This window comes from Sorangium sp. So ce119 (assembly GCF_051524405.1).
Taxonomy (GTDB): Bacteria; Myxococcota_A; Polyangia; order Polyangiales; family Polyangiaceae; genus Sorangium; species Sorangium cellulosum_G.
In genome coordinates this window covers 7,221,642-7,242,280 of record NZ_CP150310.1, presented here as the reverse complement: position 1 = coordinate 7,242,280, position 20,639 = coordinate 7,221,642, and the positions used below count along the sequence as shown (strand labels likewise).

Genomic DNA, 20,639 nt, shown 5'->3' with positions numbered 1-20,639 from the left:
TCAATGGCACTTCCTGATGTAATCAGGAAAGATGGGGGTGAACTGGCACGTGCCGCTGCAGTTGCCGAACGAGGCTCGGCCTCCGCACGGGACGTCGACCTGGAACACGTTCGTCTTCGCGGTGCAAAGAGGGAGCACGTTGGAGCACTGGACCGCCTCGAACTCCCGCTCTTCCCTGCCGCTGCAATCGTAGTCGAAGTTGCCCCCGAGGGAGATCGGCGTCTCGTAGAACGTGCTGGGCTGGCCGGGGTGGACCTTGTCGTTCTCGTCGTTGCAATCGGTGCCCCCCTCGCACGCCGTCGACCGATAGCCGTCGCGGTCGACGTCGCAGTCGACGGTGCCGCCGCCGCCGGAGCCGGAGGCCGTCGCGCTGGAGCTCGCCGCGCCGCCGTCCCCGCCGGCGCCTGTGCTGGAGCTCGCCGCGCCGCCCTCCCCGCCGGAGCCGGAGGCCGTCGCGCCACCATCCCCGCCGGCGCCCGCGCTGGAGCTCGCCGCGCCGCCGTCCCCGCCCGCGCCGACCGCGTCCGGGGACGCGCCGCCGGTGCTCGCCGACGACACGGTGGAGCCCGCGGCGCCCCCGCCGGCGCTCGCGGAGCTCGCGTCTCCTCCGGTGAACGTCACGTCGGGGAATCCACACCCCGCGCCGGCGCTCAGCGCGGCCGCCGCGGCGGGGAGCGCCAGGCAGAAGAACCGATGAAGCGATCGCATCCTCGGATGGAATGCCACCGTTCCCACCGACGTCAACCGGCGGTTCGAGCCGAGCGCTCGCGGTCCGGTCGCAGGCTCTGCGGTGTCGTGGGGAAATGTCAGGGGCTCCTGCCAGGCGCACCGTGGAAGCGCGCCGGCGCCGAGCGCCCCGATCACGGGATGCCGGCGAGGCGAGCGATGAACCCTTCTCCGGTGTCCGCGGCGGGGCGTCCGCTCGGCACGAGCTCGAAGGTCTTCGTCATCTCACCCGCGATGTAGAGGGGGTCGCGCGGGGTCTTGCCCGGCGCGATCGCCCACGTCGCCACCGTCTCCGCCCCGATGAGCTCGGAGCCCGAGAGCACGTTGCCGCTCTGGTTGAGGACGAGCAGAAAGCTCGAGATCTGACCCGGCGGGGCGGCGATCTTCGTGCCGTTCCCCAGGTCCATCTCGCCTTCGAGCTGCCCCGTCGCGTAGATCGATCCGTCCGCGTCCACCGCCACGCTGGAGACGAGCTGATCCTCGGCGACATCGCCGAAGCCGCGGCTCCAGACGAGTCCGCGCCTGGAGACACGCAGGATGAAGGTGTTCCCCGCTCGCGCGGCTGCGGGCGGCATCGCCGGGCAATCGTCGTTGAAATCGAAGGACGTCCCCGTGTACGTCCCGGCGATCACGAGGTCGCCGTCCGGGAGCAGCGCGGCCCCGTGTCGCGACGCCGCCTGGACTCCAGGCGCGTTGATCGTGAGGAGGTCCTCCAGATGGCCGTCGATGAGGCGGACGCGCGCGATGAACAGGTCGCTCCCCTGGGAGAAAGGGAGCGCCCGATCCTGCACGATGACGGGGTCGTCCGGCGCCTCGTAGTCGCCGACCACCAGCAGCTCCGTGCCCGTGCTATCGACGACGATCTCTGCGATGCGCACCGCGCCCGGCGGCCCGAGCGAGCGGCGCCACTGGCATGCTCCGGCCGTGTCGAACGCGACGAGCTCCGCAGAGTTCTTCGCCTCGTCGGCCCCGAAGATGCAGGTGCCGTTGGTCGCGACGGATTGCCCCGTCATGGAGACCGCGAAGACGACCCGGTCGGACGTCGCCGCCAGGCCGAGCGGGCTGGTGGTGGACTCGGCATCGACGCTCCACGCCCACTGGCACGTGCCTTTCGCGTCGAGCGCGGCCAGGAAGCTCGGCCTGGGGGTGGCGTCTGCCCTCGCGGTGATCTGGCAATCGTTGGCCAGCAGGGGCACGTTGACGCCCGGCTGGGCCCATCCGGTGACGTAGGTGAGGCCCGCCGCCGTGGCCAGGTGCTCGCCTGCGATGACTCCCGCGAGCTCTGGCGTGTTCATCGTGAAGTCGCTGTCGAGCGACCCGTCATCATTCCACCTCGCGACGGAGAAGCTGCTTCCCTTGTTGATGAGGGCCGTCACGCCGTCATCGTGCGTCTCGAGGTCGATGATCTGCTCGCCGGCCAGATGGCCCCACAGCCCCGAGGCGGCGCGGGCGGCCCCCGCGCGGGCGCCGCTGCAGATCACCTCCTGGCCGCCGCCGCCCTGGCCGCCGCCGCCGCTGCTATCGCCGCCGCCCTGGCCGCCGCCGCCGCTGCTATCGCCGCCGCCCTGGCCGCCGCCGCCGCCGCTGTCGTCGCCTCCGCTGCCCGTGGACCCGCTCGACGCGGTCGCGCTGGACGTCGACGAGTCCAGCACGCCGATCTCGAGCCCGATGATCGTCGTGCAGCCTCCCGCGGAGCAGGCGGCGAGCAGCCCGGCGCCCCAGAGGGCTCGAACGCTCCCGAGATCGCGCTTCATCACTTCGGTTCCCCGCCGCGCGGCGCCTTCGCGGTCGCCGCCGAAAGACCACCGCCGCCGGACCTGCGGTGTGCATGCAGGTCGTCGATCCGGAGGTCGAAGAGGTCCAAATGCATCCGGCGATGAGAGCTTCCGCTCTTCGCGGCGTCAACGGCCCACAGGGGCGCGCCGCGCGGCGCGGTGAGCCGTCTGTGAGGCGCCGTGGTAGCGTGTCGTGAGCGCCGCGCCCCGCGCGGCCGCCGTCAAAAGACCACCCTGGCCACGGCGCCTCCCGGCACCACGCCGAGCGTCGCCCGCGGGGCCGAGGACGCCGGCCCCGAGGAGGGCGCCGTGAAGATGAGCACCGCGCCCGCGCCGAGCGCCGCCGCCCCGACGAGGAACGCGACGGTCGAGATCGTCCCCGCGGTCGCGCCCTGCTCCTGCAGCCGGATCCCCTCCGCCGCGCACACGTTCTTCTCGTCGCAGTAGGGATCCGCGTCGTCCATCTTCCCGATCGCGCGCAGGCCGAACACGGCGCCGACGCCGATCCCGACCGCGCCGACGCCGGCGCTGATCCATCCGGCCGTCCGCCAGGTGGAGCCCGCCGCCCCCTGGGGGCTCTCCTTCGGGGGAAGCGCCGGCCCCGCGCTCCCGCCGGCCGCGGGCTCCTCCGGCGCGACGAGGAGCTCGGTCTGCGCCCCCTCGGCGAGCTGCACCGTGAACGTCTTCTGCTTCCGGCCCGGCGCCGACGCGGTCACCTGGACCTCGCCCGGGTCGACGGGCAGCGGCGCGCCCAGCGAGCCCGCGCCGACGGGGATGCCCCCGCGCTGCACGGCGGTGTCCGCCGGCGCGCCGGGCGCGAGCCGGATGGTGAGCCTCGGCACGCGGTTCTCCAGCGCCGTCGCGCGCGCCTGCGCGATCGGCCGGCGGTCGTCGCTCGCCGGCAGATCGCGCGCGAGCTGCCGGAAGATCGACCACGCGGTCGCGACCCGGCCGCGCTTCTCCTCGCAGTCGGCGAGGTTGAGCAGCGCCCCGGGCGCCGGATCGAGCTCGTAGCTCTCGCGGAACTTCGGGCACGCGGCGTCGTAGTCCTTGGCCTGGAGCGCCGCCCGGCCGGCGTCGAAGAGCGCCTCCGCGGCCGCGGGATCGCGCGCCTGCGCGGAGGCGTCGGGGCAGGCGAGGAGCACGGCTCCTCCCAGGGCGAGCACCTCGGCCGGGAATCGTCGTCTACGCGGGCTCAATCTACGCATCCGTGGGACCTCAACGTCTCCGGTTGAACGGGTCCTCCGCGGGCGCCGGCGGGGTCGCCGGCGTCGGCGCAGGGGGCGTCTTCGCCGCCGGTGCGCTCGCGGGCGGCCGCGACTTCGGCCCCGCCGGCCTGGAGGTGGGCGCGGCGCTCGCGGGCGGCGCGGGCGGAGGCGCGCTCTCGGAGGCGCTCGCGGGCGGCGCGGTCTCGGGCGCGGGCGAGGACGGCTCGATCGAGGGGGCCGCCTCGCCGGACGCCGGCTGCGCGCCGGCCCCGGGCGAGGCCCCGTTGCCCGGCGGCTCCGGCGCCGCGCCGGCGCCCGTCGAGAGGGGGCGCGCCTCGGCCTCCACCGGGGCGGCGTGCGACGGGTGCGACGGGTCGCCGGGGTCGCCGGCGGCGCCCGGGCGCTGCCACCAGACGAGCGCGATCAGGGCGCCCGCGGCCAGCGCGCCGGTTCCGGCGAGGAGCGCGCCCGTGGCCGGCGAGCGCGGCGCCATGCGCTCCGCGCCGACCGAGCGCTCCACGACCGGCGAGACCGTGCCGGCGCTGGCGGCGCCGCCGCCGGCCGGGGTGCTGCCGGGCGCGACGCCGAGGGACGCGCCGCTCGCCGTGCTCGCCGTGGTGAACTCCGTGCCGCTCGGCCCGCTCCCCGGGCCCCGTACCTGGACCGATACGCGCCCGGGCTCCGACTGCGCGGACGCGCGCGGGGGATCCGAGTACGCGGACCCGCGCGCGGGGGCCGCGGACGAGCCCGGGCTCGCGTCGAGCCCCGCGCTGCCGCGCGCCTGGCGCAGCGCGCGCTGCATCGCGTGGGCGTTCGGCCAGCGCCGGTCGGGCTCGAACGCGAGGGCCACGTCGATGACGCCGGCGACGGGCGGCGGCAGGGCGGGCAGGACGCTCGCCACGGGCGGCGCCGGCTGGGTCATGGCCGCGAGCAGGAGCAGCGGGAGCGTCTCGGCCTCGTGCACGTAGCGCCCGGAGAGGAGCTGGAACATCGTGCTGCCGACCGCCCAGAGGTCGGTGCGCGCGTCGACCTTGTCCCACTGCCCCTTCGCCTGCTCGGGCGGCATGAACTGCGGCGTGCCCATCATGGTGCCGGCGCGCGTGGACGCGTTGCTCGGGCTGGAGAGCTCGCGCAGCCGCGCGATGCCGAAGTCGAGCACCTTGAGCTGCCCCTGGCGCGTGAGGAACAGGTTGTCGGGCTTGAGGTCGCGGTGGACGATCCCGCGCTCGTGGGCCACGGCGAGCACGTCGAGCAGGTCGTCGACGATGCCGATCACCTCGCCGGCGCCGAGCACGCCGCCGGGCGCGCGCGCGCGGCGCGCCTCGACCGTCTCGCCCTCGAGCAGCTCCATCACGAGGAACACCGATCCGTCGTCGGTGACGTCGTCGTCGAGCACGCGGACGATGCCCGGGTGGTCCACGCGGTTCGCGACGTAGCCCTCGCGGAGGAACCGCGAGCGCGCGTCCTCGTCCCCGGACAGCTCGCGGCGGAGGATCTTCACCGCGCCGCGCATGCCGTTGCGGTGCGTGCCCGCGTAGACAACGGCCATCCCGCCGAAGCCCAGCAGGCGCTCCAGCCGCCATTTTCCGCGCAGGACCTGGCCTACCAGCGCCTCCGGCCGGAAGCCCTCAGGGTCGACTCGGGTCATCGGCGAAAACCACCCCCTGGACTGGCTGCGCGGATCATCGCCTCGCCGGCGAGGCCCGCGCCGCCGGCGGGTCGGGCGCGGCTCGAGGGACAGTCGTGGCTGACGCGAGCGCGAGGCATGACGGGCGCATGTTACCCCGGTCCGGCGCGGCGGGGCGCGAAACCTTCCGAGGCACGCGCGCGGCAGCGCGGGGTGGGGTGGAGAGGGCGGCGCGGGGAGCGGCGTGTGCGGGGGGAGCGGCGCGCGCGGCGTGGACTGGACGCCGCCCGTCGATCTTGACGTCGCGCGCGAACGGGGACACGTCGCCTGCCTCCCGGGGAAGCGAGTCGGGGCATGAGTCGGGAGATCGCGTCGGGGGATCGAGGCAGCATGCGTGAAGCGCGTAAGACGATGAGCCACGCGGCGTGGATCCTCCTCGCCGCCATGTCCTCGACCGGGTGCGGCGGCGCGGTCGCCGGCGGTACCGCGGGCCATGCGACGGCGCCGGCGGAGCATGCGGCGGCGCCGGCAGGTCATGCGACGGCGCCGGGAGAGCATGCGACGGCGCCCGCGGGCCATCACCACGGACACGGGCACGCGCACGGCCGGCCTGCGGAGGCGCCCGACGACGCGCTCCGCGCCGTGGCCGCGATCCATGGCGGGGCCGGGCCGTGGGCCGTCGCTGGCTACCGCATGGGGCGGTATGCTCTGGCGAAGCTCGGGCTACCGGAGAAGAGCTTCGACCTCGAGGTCGTCCACCACAGCCCGCGGAACGTGCAGTTCTCCTGCATCGCGGACGGCGCCGCCGCGGCGACGGGCGCGAGCCTCGGGAAGCTCAACCTCAGCCTTGTCGAGGCGACCGAGGCCGGCGTGGAGACCACCTACCGGCGCAGGTCGACCGGACAGGCCGTGACGCTGCGCCCGGCGCCCGCCTTCCGCGCGCGCTTCCGCGACGTGCCGAGAGAGGGGCTCGCGGCCGCCGGCAAAGAGGTCCTGTCCTTGCCGGATGCCGAGGTGTTCGAGGAGGTGCCGCCGCCTCCCGCCGGCGCGCCCCGCTGACGAGCCGAGCGCCCCTCTGGACGCGCCCGCCGCGGTCCGGGGCGACTATTGCTCGTCCTCGCCCTCGCCCGCCTCGCCGTCTTCCGTTGCGCCCTCCTCCGCGCCGTCGTCCGCTGTGTCCTCCTCGGACGCGTCGCCTTCCTCCGCGGCGGCCTCGCCTTCCTCCTCCTCTCCGGTGGTCTCCTCTCCGGTGGACGCGGCGCCGCGGGAGACGGGGAAGGGCGCATAGTCCTTCATCCTGTCGGTTCCGGCGTACCAGTACTCCGCGGCGGCGCGCAGCCTCCGCTCGGCGTGGACGACGAGCGTGTACGCGGCGTCGCGGAGCTTGCGCGCGCGCTGCGCCTCGGGAGAGAGCGTCTTGTCGGCGAGCATGCGCGCGAGCAGCGGCGAGAGCTCGCGGAGGCGGGCCGCCGCGTCGGCCTCGCCGCGAGGCGCCTTGTGGAGGGCCTCCGCGTGCTCGGAGCAGAGCAAGAGCAGGTCGGAGACGTCCTGGACCAGATCCGCATCGCCGCTGCCCGCGCGGATCGCCATGAGCCGCTTTTGCCCCTCGGGGCTCTTCTTGAAGCGGAGATCGAAGAAGCGAAGGAGCGTTTGCCGGTGCAGGGCGGCCTCGGCGGCCGGCTTCGCGAACGTCGCGGCTGCCTGCTCCTGACGCTGCTGCGCGGCTTGCCAGCGCGATTGCGCGGCGCGCAGGAGCTCGATCTTGTCGCGTACCCCGTGGATCTCCTCGCGCGTGAGCGAGGGCTCGTCCTCGGGGAACGGGGTGCGGACGAGATCGGCCGCGTCGCGCTCGGCGGCGAGCTGGATGCGGCTCGCCCAGACGACGCGCCGCGCGAGCTTGCCTGGAAAAACCACGGTGTTGTCGCCGAGCGACTCGGCCTCTCGGAGGAGCTCGGCCTCGCGGGCGGCGCTCAGCGTGTAGACAGCTGCTCTCGTCGAGGAGCGAGGCGCCCCCTGTGTCTCGCGCGAAGCGGGCTTCCTGGCGGCCTTGTTGGTCCTGGGTGACGTGGTGGTGGATGCCTTTGACGTTGCCATGATAAAGATACGCCTCCTTGTCGGGGCCAGCGCCCTCGGAATGAGGGCCGGAAGATCGGCGAGGGTATCGGCGAACAAGGCACTGGCCAGAGGAGAGCACGAGTCGGGCGCGTCGCGAGAGGCGCTGGGGCCGAGACTGGGAGAGGATTGGGAGGGGCGGTGTGCCGCGGTATCGAGAGGAGCGGCGTGTCGGCGCCGCGAGCACGCGGGGCACGGAGCCGGCGAGGGGCTGGCGAAGGGGGCGCGGGCGGAGGAGGGAGAAGGGGGTGCGCAGCGGACACAAGGGGCGCGTGAGACGACGCCGGGGCTGCGCAGGAGACCGCCGGGGCTGCGTAGGAGCCGGTGGATTGTAACAAAGGACACTAACGGGGGCGCGGAGGAGGGCGCCGAGGCCGCGCAGGACGGCGGCGAGTGTTACGTAGGACACCAACGGGGGTGCGTAGGAGGGCGCCGAGGCCGCGCAGGAGGGGCGGCGGGCTGCGCAGGAGGGTCGACGGCGCTGCACAGGAGGGCGGAGGGGGCCGCGTAGGAGGGCCAACGGGCTGCGCAGGAGGGCGGAGGGGGCCGCGCAGGAGGGCCGACGGGCTGCGCAGGAGGCCGCTGGGGCTGCCCGAAACGTACGAGCGGAGGCGGTGGCGTAATCGACCTCGCAATACAACGGAGCCAGCGCGGCGGGGAGCGGCCAGTAATATCGAGGCTGCTCGTCCGGTTCCAGGCGCGCCTGGCGCGACGCGGGCGAGGGGATCGAACTCGCGGCGGAACGCAGCCGGTCTAGCGGGCAGGCCGAGGACGCTTATTCAATCCGGCGTTTTCGCGCCGGTCGGAGCACCGCTCTGCGGCCGCCCGAACGCTAGTTCTTCGGGCGGTAAATGTCGCGGGTAAACGTTCGACCGGCTTGGGGGCCTCACAGTGCGAAGTCGCCGTAACTATCGCGCACAGGGTGATAAATTACTTGGCCTTGGGCATCTTGAAACATTGCGGCTGCCGCACCGTCAGTGGATGCGATTAGCGCGATTCGCTGGGGCCCCTCGGCCACGAAACAGGCAGCGCTTCGATGGCGGGTACCTTTCAGCTTCAAGTCAAATGCCGCGAGCCGCCCGTCTGCATTAACCCGCATGACCGGCGGAGTGCGCTCCGCTGCTGGGAGTTTTGCTCGGAATCCCACAATGGCAAGCGCTGGCGTAGCGAGCACAGCGCCATCGACAGTGCTCATTCTCCCGATGATGCTGAGGGCGCGATCGCACGCGGCGGCCGCGTCCTGCGCGTCGATGATCTCGTCTTCGCTTGGATTTTCTCGACTCCCCGCTACCATCGATGCCTTCCAGTGCCGGGCCACGACGTGCCACGTTGCCCAGCCATGAACACGCTCAGGCGTGGCATGTGTGGGGTCAAGGGTGCCCGGATAAATGATGTTGAATGTGAGATCATGGCCTTCTTCGCGAAATAGGGAGGCGAAGAAGAGAACCTCAACTAGTCTCTCTAATCGTGGATTTCGCGCCTACCATGCCGATCCGGGGCGTGAGAAATCCGGCGAGGTAAACGGAACGCCTTGAAAGAAAGGCTCGGCGTGGCGACCCGCCCGGGTTGCTATGACCAAACGAAGACGCACGCCGAGCACCTCCAAGGTGCGCCGACGCGAGCTCGGGTTCAAGAGCAAAGGCGATGGGCGGCACCAGGAGCGAATCCGGCGGCCAGACCCTTCCAGGATTCACGTCGAGCCCTCGGAGAAGAACCTGACGGGCATCGCAGGACTTGCTCCCTTCGGCGCCTTCCTCCGGGAGCTCGGCGTCGACGCGGCCCTGAGCCGCAGGTTTTTCCGGCTGAAGACGGGCCGTTCGGTCATCTACCCAATGGCCGCACAGATGCGCCTGCTGATGGACTGCGCGCTCGCCGGCGAGGAGCGCGTCTTCGGCATCGAAGCGCTCGCCGTCGATCCGCTCTTCGTACGTCTCGCAGGCGGGGTCGTTCCGAGCATCGACACCGTCTATCGGGACCTGTGCCGCTTCGATGAGCAGGCGCTCGAAGCGCTGCACAGCATGGTCGTCGACCACGGGCTCGCCCTCGTTGCTCGCCGAAAGCACCGGTTCGTGCACATTGACGTCGATACGACCGTGGAGCCGCTCTTCGGGATGCAGGAGGGGGCGCTTCCGGGCCCGAACCCGCGCTACCACGGCCGGCCGAGCTATCACCCGATCCTGGCGCGCATCGCCGAGGCCGACGCTATCGTGGGAGCCAAACTGCGACCCGGCGATACGAGCTTCGGCGAAGCCGATGTACCGTTCGTCGAGGAGTGCATCGACCGGGCGCGCGCCGCAGCGCCAAGCGCGGTCATCTACGTGCGGATCGATGGCGCGGGCGATTGCAGCGCGCTGATGCACGCCGTCGCCGCGAGGGGATGCTTTTTCCTGACCAAGGCGCGGATGAGCCCCGATCTGGTGGGCATGGTCGCACACGCCACCGGATGGCGTACCATCGACCGGGATGCCGATGGTCGTCCTCGACGGCAGGTGGCCGAGGTGCCTTTCCGGCGCGGCGATTGGCCGGATGGGGTCCGCGTCATCGCCGTACGCACACGCGACCGGGAGAACGGCAAGCAGATCTACCTTTGGGAAGGCCTCGACTACACGGTGCAGGTCTTCTTGACCAACGAGCCGGTCGAAGCGCCGGAAGATGTAGCGGCGCGATATGACCTGCGCGCGGGCATCGAGCCGCTCATCGGCGATCTCAAGCACGGGTGGGGATGCGGTCGCGTGCCGAGCCACTGCTTCAACGCCAATCATGCCGCGCTGCTGTTGAAGCTGCTGACCGCCAACCTGATGCGCCGCTATGTGCTGGACCACGTTCCGCAGCTCGCGAGCTGGCGAACGCCGTGGCTTCGCCGCGCGCTGATCCTCGTCCCGGGAAGGTTGGCCCGGTCGAGCCGGGGCACGAAGCTGCACGTGCCGGAGCGCTCGCAGCTCGCCCGCTGGCATAATTGAGCCCGAAACCAGCCGAAACCATAGCGGGGGTAAGGGGGGCGTGTGTTTTCGTGACGCTCTGGAAGCGCATCGTTGTAATCGGCGTCGCATTCGTCAGCGGAACGCCGCTGGCGCGTCGCCGTCGGCCCACTCGTGCCCCATGGGCGCGAAATCTACGCTAATTGGGGAAGCGTAACCCGCTTCAGCTTGGTGGCGAGTGTCTTGGCGACGTCTACGGGATATGTGGCATTCATCGAAGTAGGACCTTGGCTCGCCGCTCGCCTGCCGCCAAATCGCAGGAAGCCCCCGTTCGCCGGAGGCGACCTTCGCTGCGCGGCGGTCTTGCGGTGGGACGGAGCGGAGGCCCTTCGCGGCGGAGCGGGGGATGCGGTCGGGACGCCTGCTTCGAGCGTACCAGACGACGCGGGCGGGCGGCGTGGACGCGCGTGTCCCATGCAGCGCGCCTCGCCCGTCTCGCGGTCATGGACCGCCGCGAGAGCCGTCACGGTCGCGGCGCTTTTCTAGGCCGCAAGCGATAATTTTCGTCGCTACAACGCAATGGATGTCACGGGGCGCGCGGCACATCTGCACGCTCGATCGCGTCGTCGCGGTGGTATGAACAGCAGCGCCACGCTGGATGGGCCAGCGCGGCGCTGCGAGACGTACGAAGAGCGGATCGACGGCGAGCGCTTCGATGCCGAAGACGCGCTCCTCGCCGGCGAGCGCGCAGTCCATCAGCAGGCGCATCTGTGCGGCCATTGGGTAGATGACCGAACGGCCCGTCTTCAGCCGGAAAAACCTGCGGCTCAGGGCCGCGTCGACGCCGAGCTCCCGGAGGAAGGCGCCGAAGGGAGCAAGTCCTGCGATGCCCGTCAGGTTCTTCTCCGAGGGCTCGACGTGAATCCTGGAAGGGTCTGGCCGCCGGATTCGCTCCTGGTGCCGCCTATCGCCTTTGCTCTTGAACCCGAGCTCGCGTCGGCGCACCTTGGAGGTGCTCGGCGTGCGTCTTCGTTTGGTCATAGCAACCCGGGCGGGTCGCCACGCCGAGCCTTTCTTTCAAGGCGTTCCGTTTACCTCGCCGGATTTCTCACGCCCCGGATCGGCATGGTAGGCGCGAAATCCACGTTCAGGCGGCGGGCACTTCGAGCTACACGCATCGCTACAGCTCAAGAAGGTCGCTCCGTCTCCCGCTGTATCGCCGGATCCAGGGCAAGGGTCTTGGTTCAGGACCTCTGATTGCACGGGCCCGCTCCTTCGCGTCAACCTGTCCACACCGCGCTGCGTGTGCCGCGCTGGATGTGTCCCGCGCTCGGCGCTGCGGACCTGCCGCCCGCTTGCGCTTGCCCGGTCGATCGGGTAAGCGGGGACATGCGCTTCGGGCTCGGTGGCGGCGATGCTTCCAGGCTGCGAGAGGGCGCTGCCCGGTGGTATCGCCCCGCTTCGCTCGCGATCGCGCTGCACATCCTGATTCCGCTTCTCGCACATACCGCTCGACCCCTTCGTGCGGCGCGGACAGACCCGCCGGGTCCCTTGCCTGGGGACGAGCTGCCGGTCGACCTCCTCATCGCCGAGCCGGCGCCCCGCGCCGCCGCCGCCAAGGCGCCGGCCGCCCTTCCCGGGGCGCCGTCGCTCTCTCTGTCGAGGTCGGATCGCCGGACAGAGAGCGAAGGCTCGCGGCCGGTCGAGCCGAGGACGCCATCACCGGACGACGCGGCCGCGCCTCCCGCGCAGGCCGATGCCCGCAGCCCCGCCGGGCTCGACGAGTACGGCGTGCCGCCCGATGCGCCGAGGCCCGCGGAGGCGCCCGGCCTCGGCGGCGCGCCCGTGTGGTCCATCCCCGGCGTGATCGGCCCGTCGGCCGCTGCGGCCGCCCCGAGCGCGCTCGGGCCGAGGAACCAATCAACCCCGGCGCGCTCGCCCGAGGCGGCGCCGCTGCCGTTTGCCGCCGCCCTCGCCAGCGACGTCCTCGACGTCGTACGCCAGACGAACACGCCGGTCGACGGCTCGGTGACGTTCGAAGTGCGACTCGATGCCAGGGGTGGCCTCCTCGGCGTCCAGCTCAAGGGCAGCTCGGACGATCTCGCCTGGCGTCGGGCGGCTCGCGCCCTCAAGCAGCGCCTGGCGGGGGGATCGTTCCCGCTGCCCGCTTCCCTGTCCCAGGGGGCGACCGTCTGCATCGATGTGACCTCGACCTTCGCTCACCCCTCGGGGGGCAAGGCGGTCGCGGAGCTCGAGGGGGCCGCGCCGATCGTGGCATACACCGAAAGGAAGCCGCAGGACGGGACGAGCAACGCCGGAGACCTCTTCAGCAGCGCTTCCGGGGTGGGGCTCGGCGCCACGTTGATCTTCGAGAGCGATGCCGCGAATCTCGCCACGAAGAAGACGCGGCGGCTCACATCGCGCGTTCGCGTGATTCCCGGCGTGTGATGGACCGTGGTCGCCGCGGGCCGCGCCGCGGCGCCACTGTCCCCACGCGGCAGCGCGCGCGGCTCGCGCCTGTGACGCGTCGCGAGGACCCGCTGGCCGGCCGCCGTATCCGCCGCTCGGGAAGACGAGCGCCGGCGACTCCGTGCTAGGCTCCCCGCTCATGGCGCAGCTCTCGCGCGCGGACCAGATAGCGGCGCTCGCGCGCATGATCGCGGCGCTCGACCCCCGGCCGGCGCCGCGCTTCGACGACTTCGCGGCCCTGTTCCACGGGAAGAGCCTGCGGAAGGGCGAGGTGTTCGTGCGGGCGGGCGAAGCGAGCGATCTGGTGGCGCTCGTCAACTCTGGCATCGCCAGGATGTTCTACACGCGGGGCGACGGGAAGGAGTTCAACAAGGGGTTCGTCTCCGCGCCCGACTTCATGTCGGTGCTGGAGGCGCTGATCACCAGGGAACCCGCCCGGCTGACGATCCAGGCGCTGACCCCGATGCAGCTCCTCGTCGCGCCCTACTCGAGGCTGAGCGAGTTCTGCGAGCGCGACATCCACTGGGAGCGGGTGAGCCGGCGGATCGTCGAACGGGTGTACGTGAAGAAGGTACGCCGCGAGGCGTCGCTGCTGATGGACACGGCCGCCGATCGCTACCGTGCCTTCGTCGCGGAGCACGGGGCCGTGGCGAGCCGCGTGCCCGACTACCACATCGCCGCATACCTCGGCATCACGCCCGAAGCCCTCAGTCGCCTGAAGCGCGCCGCGACCAGGGCCGTTGCTTCTTGATCTAGGTCAAGGCGCGGCCGCTCCCGGCTGGTCATGACGTCGGGCATGACGACGGAACGAACGACGCGAGACGGCGAGCGGCGATCCATGGAACCCACGCGCGGCCCGAAGCGCCGCGGCGAGCCGCGAGGCCTGGCCCGAAAGGCAGCGCTGCTGGCGGGGCTCGCGGCCCTCCTTGGCGGCTCGGCGCTGGTCGCGTGCGCCGCGGCGCCGCCGAGGCTCCACCCCGTGTTTCCCGAGCGCCCGGGGGCCGAGAAGCCCAGAGGGAAGATCCTGTTCGTCCTCAGCGCTGCGCGAGAGCAGACGCTCGGCGACAGCTCGAAGCGCGCGACCGGCACCTTCCTCGGAGAGTTCTACGAGCCGTACCTGGCGCTCACCGGCGCGGGGCACGAGGTCGTCTTCGCGACCGACGGAGGAGCCGTCCCGGCGATCGACCCGGAGAGCCTCGACGAGAAGTACTGGGAAGACGGAGCGCAGCGCGCGCAAGCGCAGCGGTTCGTCGAGCGCGCCTCGCAGGTTCGCGCGCCGCTCAGCTTGGGGCAGGCGCGCGCCGTGGCCGACGCGTTCGACGGCATCGTCGTTCCAGGCGGACAGGGCGTGATGGTCGACTTGCTCGACAACGCGGACCTGCACGCGCTGCTCGCTCATTTTGCCGCCAGACACCAGCCCGTGGGGTTGATCTGCCACGCGCCGGCGGTGCTCACCCGCATGCGGCAGCCGAATCCGCTCAGCCGTCGGACGGTGACGTCGGTCTCGTCGTTCGAAGAGCTCTATATCGAGACCTTCGTGATGGGGGCCGAGGCCCAGGTCCGGGACATCGGCGAGCAGCTCGAGGACCATGGCTACGAGCACGAGGCCGCCTTCCCGGGGAGCGCCCATGCGCTGCGCGATTGCAACCTCGTGACCAGCCAGAACCCCTTCTCCACGGGCCGGTTCAGCGCATTGTACCTCGAGGCCCTGGCCGACTATCGGCGCGGCGCCCGTTGCGCGAGCCGCGAGCGGCCGTGAGCTCGTCCCGTCATGCGCCGAGGATGCTCTCCTCGAACGAGACAACCCGGGCCTGCGGCGAGCAGAACGTCATGGTCGGCGCTCTACATCACGGCGCTCTCGCGCACCGGACGCCGATGCCGGGGGCGCGGTCCACCGCCGGGAAACCCGAGCGGCTGGAGGAGCGCAGGTTCGACGGATCGATGCTGGTGCTGCTCCCACCCCGCTCGACCCGTGTGACAATCGGCGAGCTCGGGCCGTTGGCACAATCCTCACAGGCGCCAGGGGGATAGGGGCTTTCAAACCAGTCGAGGTTCCACTCCCACACGCTCCCGCCCAGATCGGCCTGGCCCCATCGTCCGTCGCCTTTCGGCGATCTGGACCCAACGTTCAGGATGTCTCCGGGGGTCCAGTGCGAGCAGCCCCCCACCGAGCCGTCTCCGGCGCAGTCATACACTGCATAGGTGGGATCTGGCTCCTGGGCGCCCCACGGATAGGCTCTCTGCTCGCTGCCCCCGGCCGCCGCGTAGTTCCACTCCGCTTCGGTTGGCAGCCGCCCCCCGTCCCACGCGCAGAACGCGAACGCCTCGAACCACGTGATGCAGCCCATCGGCAGCTGCTCGTTCGCCCCGGGCGCGTCAGTCCAGATCTGAAACGGTGGGTCCATGCCCGCGAGGCACTTCAGCGCTTCCGTCAGCGCGGCCTGATCCGCCGTCAGGCTCGCGTTCCACGCCGGGTCCCAGCCGCTGCCGGCGATCTTCGGGTGAGCTCCGGCCCCCGCCGCCGGTGGGTTCGCCTGCGTCCCCTGGCCCGCCTCGACGAACGCCCGGAACCGCCCGAGTGTGACCTCGAACCGATCGAGGCGGAAGTCGTTCACGGTCGCCGGGTACGCAGGATCATTGCTGCGATCGAACGTCCCGCCGGGCACCACGGCGCTCGCGCAGCAGCTCTCGTCCTGATCGGGCCCGCAGTCCGACGTCAGCCCGCCGCAGCTCGGCCCGTCGCCGCCTCCTCCTCCGACGATGCACGCGGTGCGGTCTCCAGGGTCGCACGTGGCGTCATGCTGGCACGGATAGGATTTCCACGTGGTGCACGTCGGGCTGTCGTCGCGGTACTCGCACTGCTGGTAACCCTTCGGATCGTCGGGATCGCACCGGGTCGCGTCGAAGGGACAGGCGGCACAGCCCGGCTGGTCGTAGCAGACGGTCAACTCCGGCACGGCTCCGCCGGCGCAGCGGACCGCGCCGGTTGGATCGCTGGGAGGCGGCTCGCACGTGCTGTCTCCGCCAGGCCAGGCGTCTTGCCCGAAGGTGATCTTCGGCTGGTCATCGAAGCCGCCCTGGCAATAATGCTCCTCGAGGAATCCGTCGCGCAGCGCGGCCACCTGATCGGGAGCGTAGAAGTGCGCGGGATCGTACGCGAAGTTGTCCTTGTCCCGCACCTCGAAGTGCAGGTGCGCTCCGCTCGCGGAGCCGGAGAGCCCAAGGAACTGCCCGACCGAGACCGTGTCGCCCACCTGCAGCTCCGGGTCGGTGGAATAGACGTGCTGGTAGAGGATCAGGTAGTCGCCGCTTCGAATCGCGAGCTTGTACCGGTGGTTGGTGTACGTCCTCACCTTGTTCACGTACACGTCGCTGGCCAGGCCGCAGCCGTCGTCGAACTTGCTGCTGGGATAGAGGCGCTCGAGCTCGTCTGGGTCGCTCGGACAGCAGACGTCGTCGTCCCAGCACGTCGTGTTCTGACCCCACGTGCACTCGCTCGGCCCCGCGCAGACCACGGTGCCTGGCGATGTGGCGTAGAGCGGGGTCTTGAACGGAAGAGTGTAGTCGACCCCCGAGTGCATCCGGCCGGTGTTGTCATAGTAGTGGGTACCTTCCGGGCGTGGGAGTTGATCCGCCTTCGATGTGCACGTCATGCCGTACCCCTGGCCGATCTCGAACCCGAGGCACTCGTTCAGCGCTCCGTCGCCGTCGAGGTCTTTCTTCACCACCATCATGTCGAAGGGAAAGCGGCAGAGGAGCGCCCCGGAGCAGTCGGGCCCCGCCGGGCGGGCGCACACGTCGCCGGGCTGCTCCTCTCGCAGAGCGCAGATCTGGCGCTCACCGCTCTCGCACGCGAACAGACCGCAGCCCTGCGACTCGGCGCAGGCGTCGCCGAGAGCGCTGCAGTTGGAGCGGTCGTTGATGAAGAAGCTCGGCGTGATGAACGCGGCGTCCTCGCGCCTGAGGCGCTCCTGGTTCTCCCGCTTCGCCGGGGTCGGGAACCCCGTGGTGTCGGACACCTTGACGTGCCGGGGCGAGCTCTCCTCCCACGGCGCCGCGGCCGCCTGCGCCAGCTTCACCGCCGACCAGTCGAGGGCGCGGCCGGAGGCGTCGAGCTCGCTCTTCACGACGTCGCAGAGCGAGCGCGAGAGGAGGACGTAAAAGAGGCTGTTGCCCGTCAGGACCCCGAGCTCGTCGCCGCGCTTCATGACCGCTCCGGGAGACACGCCCGCGCCGGGCGTGGTGCCCTGGTAGGCGCTGCAGAGGGTGACCGATTCGCCCTCGGGCATGTCGCACGCTCGCGCGTCCTGGGTCTCACGGCAGCTCCGCACCGGGTGCTCCAGGACGATCGTCGGGACGCCGCGCGCGTCGTTCTGCGCGGCGACGACCGTGCCGTCGGCGACCGCGTAGATCGGGGTTCCCGGGCGCGAGATCGGCTGTCCCGACGGGTCGAGCTTCGAGATGTGCTCGCCGAGGTGGCCGTCTTTGCCCATCCAGCCGACCACGAGCCAGCCGGCGTTGTCGGTCGCCGAGGAGGTCACGGGGAAGCCGAACCCGTCGCTCTGCGGCTCCCTGAGCGGCCCGTCGAGCACGGGGATCGGCCCCGCGGCGGACCTCGGCGTGACAGGGTACTGAAAGATCATCGGGCGCTCCCAGGCAAAGGGCGCCTCCGGCTCGCTCGAGCAGCCCGGCGCCGCCGACGACGCCGCGGCGAGCGCGATCAGCGCGATGGCGCGCGCGCGGGGCGGCCGCGGCGTTCGACCTGACCTCGCGAGCCTCCGTCCTCCTGGCTTCCTGCATCCCGAGTTGGTCGGGTGTCCGAGCATCGCTTCCTCCAGTGGACGTCTCCCAGTGGACGTCTCCCAGCGGACGTCCCCAGTGCGTCCGCTGAACGGCTGACCCGGAGCACGCGGTGTGCCGGCAGCTTCCATGCGGAGAGAAGGGCGGAAGCGGCGCGACCTGGGCCGGCGGCGGCTGCCCAACCTGGGTCGGGTCGCGGTTCGCGCCGCGCCGGTCGCGCAACGCTTGCTGAGGTCAGCAGTTCTTGCTCTCGCCCCCGCGTCCGCTCGCGCAACCCCTGCTGAGCCGCGCGTCGCCGCGGTCACGCGCTCCTCTCCGTCCGGTTCCGTCACGCCGCGCCCGGCGGCCTGCCCTCGCTGCCGGAGCTGCTGCTCGGTCTGTTCGTCGAGCGCTCCCGGACGACGTTCGGGCCGGGGGACGTCGCAGCGGCGCCTCGCCGCGCTGGGCGTCAGCCACCGGGAGCTCTGCGGGAGCTGCGGCTGGAGCGGGCGCGGGGCCGCCCGCAGCCGCCGCGGGCGGGGGGCCGCCCCCGCGGCGCTCGTCCTGGCCAGCGCCCCACGTCCGGCATCGCCTGCGGGCCGCGGGCGCGCGCCCGCAGGAATTCACCGGAACCGCAGGCGCACACGTGCTACGCCCCGCGCCGCTGAGATGATCACGCTCGAAAAGCTCACCAAGCGGTACGGTCCAAAAATTCTCTTCGAGAACGTCTCGATGCGCTTCGACCCCGGCAAGCGCTACGTGCTCGTCGGCGCGAACGGCGCGGGGAAGTCGACGCTCCTCAAGGTCATCTCCGGCGAGGAGGAGTCGGATCAGGGCTCCGTCGAGATCCCGAGGCAGCTCCGGGTCGGGGTCCTCAAGCAGGACCATTTCGCCTACGAGTCCTGCCGCATCCTCGACACGGTCCTGATGGGCAACAAGGCCCTCTGGGACGCGATGCAAGAGCGCGACCGGCTGTACGAGGTCGAGATGACCGACGAGGTCGGCATGCGGCTGGCCGAGCTCGAGGGCACGATCGGCGAGGAGGACGGCTACACCGCCGAGTCGCGCGCGGCCGAGATCCTCGAGGGGCTCGGGATCGCGACCGCCCGGCACACGAGCACGGTGAGCACGCTCGCGGGCGGGTACAAGCTCCGCGTCCTCATCGCCCAGACGCTCTTCGCGGGCGCCGACGTCCTGCTCCTCGACGAGCCGACCAACCACCTCGACCTCGACTCGATCCGCTGGCTCGAGGCGTACCTCACCGACACCTTCCGCGGCACGCTCCTCGTCGTGAGCCACGACCGGCACTTCATGAACGCGATCGCGACCCACGTCGCCGACGTCGACTACCAGACGGTCACGCTCTACACGGGCGACTACGACGACTTCATCGAGCAGAAGACGACGGGCAAGCGCCAGTCGGACGCCGACGCCGCGCAGAAGAAGAAGAAGATCGCCGAGCTCAAGGACTTCGTGGCCCGCTTTGGCGCGAGCGCGAGCCGGTCGAGCCAGGCCCAGTCGCGCGTGAAGGAGATCGAGAAGCTCGAGGCCGGCATCCAGGTGCGGCGCTCGAGCGTCGTCCGGCCGTACATCAAGTTCGAGATCGAGAAGCCCTCCGGCCGCGACGTGCTGCGCGCCGAGGGCCTCGCCAAGAGCTTCGGCGACCTGCGCGTGATCCAGAAGCTCGACTTCAACCTGAACCGCGGCGACAAGCTCGCGGTGATCGGGCCGAGCGGCATCGGCAAGTCGACGCTGCTCAAGCTCCTCGTCGGCGAGCTCACGCCCGACGCCGGCAAGGTCACGTGGGGCCACGACACCAACGTGGGCTACTTCGCGCAGGACCACCACGAGGCGATCGAGCCGGGGTACACGGCCTATGACTGGCTGTACCGCTTCGACCCGAGCGCGCCGAAGGAGCACGTCCGCTCGGTGCTCGGCAAGCTGCTCTTCAGCGGCGAGGCCGGGCTCAAGAAGACGGAGAACCTCTCCGGCGGCGAGGCGGCGCGCCTGTTCCTCGCGAAGCTCATCCTGGTGAAGAACAACGTCGTGGTGCTCGACGAGCCGACGAACCACCTCGACGTGGAGAGCATCGACGCGCTCCTCCAGGCGCTCATCGACTACAAGGGGACGGTCATCGTCACGAGCCACGACCGGCACTTCGTGGGCAAGCTCGGCACCCGCGTGCTCGAGCTGTCGCCCCGGGGGCCGCAGCTCTTCAACGGCACATACGACGAGTACCTCGAGGGGCCGGGGAACCCGGACAACTACCAGGGCGCCAAGGCGTCGTAGCGCCGCGCAGGCGGCGGGGGCCGTCCGTCGCGCGCGCGGCGGGCGGCCGTCAGACGAGCGCGAGGAGCTCGCCGAGGCCGTCTATCGCCGTGTGGGCGACCTCCGGGGGCGGGAAGTGCGGCGTGCGGAGCCAGACGGCGTGGAGCCCGGCGTCGCGGGCGCTTAGCACGTCCTTCTCCGGGTGATCGCCGACGTAGCAGGCCTGCGCCGCGCGCACGCCGAGCCGCTCGACGGCCCGGCGGAAGATCGCCGGATCCGGCTTCCGGAGCTGCTCGCGCTCGGAGATCAGCACCGCGTCGAGGGCGCCGAGGAGGTCGAGGGCGCGCAGCTTCCCCTCCTGCACGCGCACCCTGCCGTTCGTGACGACCCCGAGCCGAAGGCCGCGGGCGCGCAGCGCGGCGAGGGTCGCGCGCGCGCCGGGCAGCGCATGCGCCGTCCGGGCGTAGGCGTCCCAGAAGTGCGCGTGGAGGCGCGCGGCGAGGGGCTCGGGCAGCCCGAGCTCCCGGACCACGCGCGGGTAGATCTCGGACTTGTCGCCGTAGCCGTGCGCGTCGAGCTCCAGCACGCGGCCGACGAACCGCTCCTGCGTCACGCCGGCGAGCTCCCGCGAGAAGACCGCATACTGGCCCGCGACGACGTCGCGCACCGCGGTCTCCCGGTCGAACAGGGTGCCGTCGAGATCGAACAGGACGGCCTGGATGTCCCGGAGCGGCGGCGAGGTCATGGTCGATCTCCC

The 20,639-nt window shown here is 71.5% G+C and carries 13 protein-coding genes and 1 pseudogene; 6 read left to right on the top strand and 8 right to left on the bottom strand.

Annotated features, from left to right (window positions below):
• The 4 genes from WME76_RS27245 to WME76_RS27230 form a co-directional block, all read right to left on the bottom strand.
• Window positions 1–708: a hypothetical protein gene (locus tag WME76_RS27245; RefSeq protein WP_437955198.1), complete on the bottom strand. Its 708-nt coding sequence runs from the start codon at window positions 706–708 to the stop codon at window positions 1–3.
• Window positions 709–860: 152 nt separating this feature from the next.
• On the bottom strand, window positions 861–2,480 hold the full coding sequence (locus WME76_RS27240; protein WP_437955197.1) for a hypothetical protein: 1,620 nt from the start codon (window positions 2,478–2,480) through the stop codon (window positions 861–863).
• 242 nt (window positions 2,481–2,722) lie between these two features.
• Window positions 2,723–3,709: a tetratricopeptide repeat protein gene (locus tag WME76_RS27235; protein ID WP_437955196.1), complete on the bottom strand. Its 987-nt coding sequence runs from the start codon at window positions 3,707–3,709 to the stop codon at window positions 2,723–2,725.
• Between the two features lie 10 nt (window positions 3,710–3,719).
• Complete coding sequence (locus WME76_RS27230; RefSeq protein WP_437955195.1) at window positions 3,720–5,357, bottom strand: protein kinase domain-containing protein; 1,638 nt, start codon at window positions 5,355–5,357, stop codon at window positions 3,720–3,722.
• A 369-nt stretch (window positions 5,358–5,726) separates the two neighbouring features.
• Here WME76_RS27230 and WME76_RS27225 point away from each other — a divergent pair, with 369 nt between their 5' ends.
• Complete coding sequence (locus tag WME76_RS27225; protein ID WP_437955194.1) at window positions 5,727–6,395, top strand: FmdE family protein; 669 nt, start codon at window positions 5,727–5,729, stop codon at window positions 6,393–6,395.
• A 45-nt stretch (window positions 6,396–6,440) separates the two neighbouring features.
• Here WME76_RS27225 and WME76_RS27220 read toward each other — a convergent pair whose 3' ends face one another.
• Window positions 6,441–7,430 (bottom strand): ATPase, encoded by a 990-nt coding sequence (locus tag WME76_RS27220; RefSeq protein ID WP_437955193.1) that lies wholly within the window; start codon window positions 7,428–7,430, stop codon window positions 6,441–6,443.
• 1,589 nt (window positions 7,431–9,019) lie between these two features.
• Here WME76_RS27220 and WME76_RS27215 point away from each other — a divergent pair.
• Window positions 9,020–10,408: an IS1380 family transposase gene (locus WME76_RS27215; protein WP_437955192.1), complete on the top strand. Its 1,389-nt coding sequence runs from the start codon at window positions 9,020–9,022 to the stop codon at window positions 10,406–10,408.
• Window positions 10,409–11,041: 633 nt separating this feature from the next.
• On the opposite strand, the pseudogene WME76_RS27210 reads toward WME76_RS27215, so the two are convergent.
• A pseudogene (locus tag WME76_RS27210) lies at window positions 11,042–11,407 on the bottom strand (IS1380 family transposase); the annotation flags it as partial.
• Between the two features lie 348 nt (window positions 11,408–11,755).
• Between WME76_RS27210 and WME76_RS27205 the strand changes: the two are divergent.
• From WME76_RS27205 to WME76_RS27195, 3 genes are all read left to right on the top strand, one after another.
• Window positions 11,756–12,814 (top strand): hypothetical protein, encoded by a 1,059-nt coding sequence (locus WME76_RS27205; protein ID WP_437955191.1) that lies wholly within the window; start codon window positions 11,756–11,758, stop codon window positions 12,812–12,814.
• A 160-nt stretch (window positions 12,815–12,974) separates the two neighbouring features.
• On the top strand, window positions 12,975–13,586 hold the full coding sequence (locus tag WME76_RS27200) for a Crp/Fnr family transcriptional regulator (RefSeq protein WP_437955190.1): 612 nt from the start codon (window positions 12,975–12,977) through the stop codon (window positions 13,584–13,586).
• Between the two features lie 87 nt (window positions 13,587–13,673).
• Window positions 13,674–14,594, top strand: coding sequence for a type 1 glutamine amidotransferase domain-containing protein (locus tag WME76_RS27195; RefSeq protein ID WP_437955189.1), 921 nt, complete (start codon window positions 13,674–13,676; stop codon window positions 14,592–14,594).
• Between the two features lie 88 nt (window positions 14,595–14,682).
• On the opposite strand, the gene WME76_RS27190 is transcribed toward WME76_RS27195, so the two are convergent.
• Window positions 14,683–17,478: an SUMF1/EgtB/PvdO family nonheme iron enzyme gene (locus WME76_RS27190; protein ID WP_437955188.1), complete on the bottom strand. Its 2,796-nt coding sequence runs from the start codon at window positions 17,476–17,478 to the stop codon at window positions 14,683–14,685.
• An 805-nt stretch (window positions 17,479–18,283) separates the two neighbouring features.
• On the opposite strand from WME76_RS27190, the gene WME76_RS27185 reads away from it, so the two are divergent.
• On the top strand, window positions 18,284–19,903 hold the full coding sequence (locus WME76_RS27185; protein WP_437955187.1) for an ABC-F family ATP-binding cassette domain-containing protein: 1,620 nt from the start codon (window positions 18,284–18,286) through the stop codon (window positions 19,901–19,903).
• 49 nt (window positions 19,904–19,952) lie between these two features.
• Here WME76_RS27185 and WME76_RS27180 read toward each other — a convergent pair whose 3' ends face one another.
• The gene (locus WME76_RS27180) at window positions 19,953–20,627 is read right to left on the bottom strand and encodes an HAD family hydrolase (protein ID WP_437955186.1); all 675 of its coding nucleotides are present in this window, start codon (window positions 20,625–20,627) and stop codon (window positions 19,953–19,955) included.
• Window positions 20,628–20,639: the final 12 nt, after the last annotated feature.

Coding starts and splice junctions, on each gene's coding strand:
- WME76_RS27245 (WP_437955198.1), bottom strand. CDS start 708: ATGCGATCGCTTCATCGGTTCTTCTGCCTGGCGCTCCCCGCCGCGGCG.
- WME76_RS27240 (WP_437955197.1), bottom strand. CDS start 2,480: ATGAAGCGCGATCTCGGGAGCGTTCGAGCCCTCTGGGGCGCCGGGCTG.
- WME76_RS27235 (WP_437955196.1), bottom strand. CDS start 3,709: ATGCGTAGATTGAGCCCGCGTAGACGACGATTCCCGGCCGAGGTGCTC.
- WME76_RS27230 (WP_437955195.1), bottom strand. CDS start 5,357: ATGACCCGAGTCGACCCTGAGGGCTTCCGGCCGGAGGCGCTGGTAGGC.
- WME76_RS27225 (WP_437955194.1), top strand. CDS start 5,727: ATGCGTGAAGCGCGTAAGACGATGAGCCACGCGGCGTGGATCCTCCTC.
- WME76_RS27220 (WP_437955193.1), bottom strand. CDS start 7,430: ATGGCAACGTCAAAGGCATCCACCACCACGTCACCCAGGACCAACAAG.
- WME76_RS27215 (WP_437955192.1), top strand. CDS start 9,020: ATGACCAAACGAAGACGCACGCCGAGCACCTCCAAGGTGCGCCGACGC.
- WME76_RS27205 (WP_437955191.1), top strand. CDS start 11,756: ATGCGCTTCGGGCTCGGTGGCGGCGATGCTTCCAGGCTGCGAGAGGGC.
- WME76_RS27200 (WP_437955190.1), top strand. CDS start 12,975: ATGGCGCAGCTCTCGCGCGCGGACCAGATAGCGGCGCTCGCGCGCATG.
- WME76_RS27195 (WP_437955189.1), top strand. CDS start 13,674: ATGGAACCCACGCGCGGCCCGAAGCGCCGCGGCGAGCCGCGAGGCCTG.
- WME76_RS27190 (WP_437955188.1), bottom strand. CDS start 17,478: ATGATCTTTCAGTACCCTGTCACGCCGAGGTCCGCCGCGGGGCCGATC.
- WME76_RS27185 (WP_437955187.1), top strand. CDS start 18,284: ATGATCACGCTCGAAAAGCTCACCAAGCGGTACGGTCCAAAAATTCTC.
- WME76_RS27180 (WP_437955186.1), bottom strand. CDS start 20,627: ATGACCTCGCCGCCGCTCCGGGACATCCAGGCCGTCCTGTTCGATCTC.